This is a genomic window from Parachitinimonas caeni (genome assembly GCF_030129945.1).
Lineage (GTDB): Bacteria > Pseudomonadota > Gammaproteobacteria > Burkholderiales > Chitinimonadaceae > Parachitinimonas > Parachitinimonas caeni.
This window is the reverse complement of record NZ_JARRAF010000100.1, coordinates 1-3,118: the sequence shown is the minus strand read 5'-3', so window position 1 is coordinate 3,118 and position 3,118 is coordinate 1. Positions and strand designations below refer to the sequence as shown.

At 52.5% G+C, this 3,118-nt stretch carries 4 protein-coding genes and 1 pseudogene; all 5 read left to right on the top strand.

Translation table 11 applies throughout. The annotated features are described in order from the left end of the window. Window positions 1-956: RHS repeat domain-containing protein (locus tag PZA18_RS23670; RefSeq protein WP_284103363.1), on the top strand; the 956-nt coding region annotated here is incomplete at its 5' end. Window positions 957-961: 5 nt separating this feature from the next. Continuing rightward, a complete protein-coding gene (locus tag PZA18_RS23665; RefSeq protein ID WP_284103362.1) occupies window positions 962-1,381 on the top strand; it encodes a hypothetical protein in 420 nt (139 codons plus the stop codon). A gap of 31 nt (window positions 1,382-1,412) precedes the next feature. Then, entirely contained in the window at window positions 1,413-1,499 is an 87-nt protein-coding gene (locus tag PZA18_RS25525) for an RHS domain-containing protein (protein WP_407951212.1), read from the top strand. A 34-nt stretch (window positions 1,500-1,533) separates the two neighbouring features. Then, a complete protein-coding gene (locus PZA18_RS23660; RefSeq protein WP_284103360.1) occupies window positions 1,534-2,151 on the top strand; it encodes a hypothetical protein in 618 nt (205 codons plus the stop codon). Window positions 2,152-2,292: 141 nt separating this feature from the next. After that, window positions 2,293-3,118: pseudogene (locus tag PZA18_RS23655) on the top strand (hypothetical protein); the annotation flags it as partial.

The window sequence follows — 3,118 nt, the reverse complement described above, 5'->3', positions numbered from 1 at the left end:
CCCTGGCCCAACTGAGCGGCCCCACACCCAAGCCGCAACCGGCCCCGAAACTGGACACCATCCAGCTCGACCCCACCCAACGCAAAATCCTGCAAGCCCTGCCGCTAGAGCAACGTGCCCAGGCCCGCGCCGACATGCTGGCCAGCGCCCACGCCATAGCCCAAGCCCGGCGGCAGATGGCGGCGGCGAATGAGGGGGAGGGGGAGGCAGAGGAGAACGAGGCTGCGGGGGATGATGGTCACCAACCCGGAACCGTAGCCAGTGCGGATACAAATAACGGTCAGGCGAGCGAAGCGACAGCCCCCTTCCACATCTACTACTACCACCCCGACCAGATCGGTACCCCACGCGAACTGACCAATGCCGCAGGCCAGATCGTCTGGCGCGCTGAATACCTGGCCTGGGGCAACACCCTGAAACTACACTGGCTGACGGATGTCGCACCGGTAGAACAGCCGCTACGGTTTCAGGGGCAGTACTACGATGAAGAGACGGGGCTGCATTACAACCGTTTCCGCTATTACGACCCGGATTTGGGGAGGTTTGTTAGTCAGGATCCGATTGGGTTAAGGGGTGGGATTAATCTTTTTGAATATGCGCCGAATCCGTTGGAATGGATTGATCCAATGGGCTTGTCAGGGAGAAAAGAGCCCACGCCATGGATACCTCCGGGTAATTCTAAAGAGGGGTGGCAACATATTGACGAACGTCATGTTAGTGGGACACATGCCAGTGGTCACGGAGACCTTTTTGAGCCAGGGACAACTCAAGCGGAACTGGAAAAGGTGTGTGAGTGCCTAGTAAAAAAAGGAACAAGAATTTCTGATCCAAATAAGCGAATGCAAACGTATGAGAAGCGCATGAAAGTTAATGGTAGGCGCGACAGAGTAAGAGGTGTTTTTGATTCGCATGATGGTAATCGAACAATTACTGTCTTTCCAGTAAGAAGCGAGTGATTTTAATGAACGTAAAATTCTATCGTGATGTGGACGGTGCTGCATCCGGGTTTGACATGGGAGATATAGAGTTCGCGTTTGATAATATTGTGTTCTCTACAAGAGGTAACCCCAGGCTAAAAGCAATGATTTATCTTTCAATCATTGAATTGCTTGATGGGCTCTTGAGGTTTAAGGGGGCTGGGCGGTACGAGTTTGTAGCGGTTGATTCGTCGTTTCGAATTTTATTTTCCAGGAAAAGAAATAAGGTTTTAATTGTTCACGGAAGGGACTCGATTCTTGTTTCGATGGAAGAGCTATGGCAAGCCGTGAGAAATGGGGTTATCAGTTTTTCCTCAACAAAAGATAATCGTATACCTGAGCAGGATTCTGTTTATATGGATTTTAAAGAGTCGTTTGATAAATTTATGAATTCGACAATTTAGATGCTTGGTTGAGATTGGTATCTCGCGCTAACTGACCAATGCCTCAGGCCAGATCGTCTGGCGCGCCGAGTATCTGACTTGGGGTAATACCCTGACTACACTGGCTGACGGATGCTGAACCGGTGGAACCCAGCACCTAGAGAGGGGGTGTTATGCTGGTTTGGGAAATGGTTTTTTCGGAAACTTGTAATTTTGACAAATTTTGTTATGTGGGTGGAGGTGCTCCACTTAACAAGGAGTCTTGGCCGTGTAATAAAAGAGGGGAGGCTTTGATTCATTTGGCTACAATATCTTCTTTTGCGTTGAAGAGATTTTGTGGTATTAGTATTGATGAGCAGGTTGTTGTTTCTATTTTCTCCTCTTACTTAAAGAGTGATTATTTCTTAGATGAAATAACTTATTCTGGCTCAGAGCAAGAACTTGAGGAAATACGGTCTGGTTCAACAAAAGTGGTTGTGTGTGGAAGAATAGAAGAAGAAAATAATTTTTCTGAATTTTATATTCCCAAAAGATACTTTAATTGTGTGGAGCAGATTATTGAGAATGATTGCATTCCTATGTTCTCTTTCTTGGCTGAAAGTTGCCCAAATTTTACACAAAATGAAATTATGAAATTTGATGGTATGCGATTCATTTCTCAGTTTTATTCTGGTGATTTTCCTAAGCCTTTTAGAGGGGTTTTGGGGATGGTTGATGCGGTGGGATATGCTTTTTTGGACATATCTGGTTCAAATTCAAATGGCGGTCTGTTCTTTGTCCAAACTGGGTGAGCGCATGAGCCAAGTTCCGCTTCCTGCATAGCTCAGGCTGCGTTTTCTATCAACTAAGTTATGGCCTCAATCGGAGACGAGTAGTTGAAAGTTTCCTATGGGATGGAGAGGTGGCTAAAGGCAAACAGGTAGCCCCGCAGGGTGGTTTCCAGTTTTGTTATCAACGCCGAATACGGCCCGCATGGCCGGGTCGGCCGGCTGATCGAAGAACAAGCCGTTGATGGCGTCCTCCACCGCTACCACTACCAAGCCCTGAGCGACCGGCTGGCGCAACGCGAAGACATTGCTGCCTGGTACCAGCCCGACGTCCGCTCCGGCCACATCGGCCTGCAACCCCCGCCCGACCAGCCGCAACGGCCCCCCCACGGCTTCACTGCCGACGGCAAACCGCGCCTCGTCAGCGACTACCACTACGACCCGGCCGGTCGCCTCGTCCGCAAAACCACCGCCGACGGCCCGACCCGCTTCGCCTACGACGCCGCCGGCCAACTGACCGAAGCCGAACAGGCCGGCCACCGCTGCCAGCTCGTCTACGATGCCCTGGGCCGCGTGATTCGCGAACAGCAAGGCCAAGCCAGCCTCGACCACCACTACGACGCCCTCGGCAACCGCCTGAGTAGCCGCCTGCCCTCCGGCCGGACGATTCAAGCCCTGTATTACGGCAGCGGCCACCTGCACCAACTCAGCGTTGATGGCCAGCTGATCAGCGACATCGAACGCGACGCCCTGCACCGCGAAACCCACCGCAGCCAGGGGCAACTCAATGCCCGCTTCGGCTACGACGCCGTCGGCTGCCTCATCGCCTATGCCGCCTACGGCCCCAACAGCCAGGCCAGACTCGGCCGCCGCTACCAGTACAACCGGGCAGGAGAACTCCTCACCCTGCACGACTCCCTGGCCGGCCCGACCCGCTACCACTACGACCCGGCTGGCCGCCTGCTGCAAGCCAACGACGAACGCTTCAACT